This window comes from Oleiphilus sp. HI0123, from assembly GCF_001635315.1.
This window is the reverse complement of sequence record NZ_LWGE01000108.1, coordinates 1-411: the sequence shown is the minus strand read 5'-3', so window position 1 is coordinate 411 and position 411 is coordinate 1. Positions and strand designations below refer to the sequence as shown.

Annotated in this window: 1 rRNA gene; it reads left to right on the top strand. The window is 43.3% G+C overall.

The window, feature by feature from the left end:
• Positions 1 to 44 precede the first annotated feature (44 nt).
• A 5S ribosomal RNA gene (gene rrf / locus A3761_RS01045) occupies positions 45 to 159 on the top strand.
• Positions 160 to 411: the final 252 nt, after the last annotated feature.

Here is a 411-nt window from a genome sequence, read left to right as displayed (position 1 = left end):
CAGAATTAAGTGTTGTTGATCAAGTATCAGCAACCGAAGTTTTGTCTGACGACCATAGAGCTTTGGAACCACCTGATCCCATCCCGAACTCAGAAGTGAAACGAAGCATCGCCGATGGTAGTGTGGGAGGTCCCATGTGAGAGTAGGTCATCGTCAGGCTTCTATTAGAAACCCCAGTAGGTCATCCTGCTGGGGTTTTTTTATTGTCTAAATAAAAGCCTTAGTCTGAAGAAACGCTTTCGTGTAGTTAGGGGATAAATATGCATAGCCCGCTACCTGCATTCAGCTAATACAATAACACTATCTGTTTTATTGCATTTGTTTACATTTCTGAACCCCCATTTTTCGGGACATGCAGCGGAGTGTGATGTCTTAGTTGAAGTAGCTGTGATTGAGTGCACAGCATTCTTT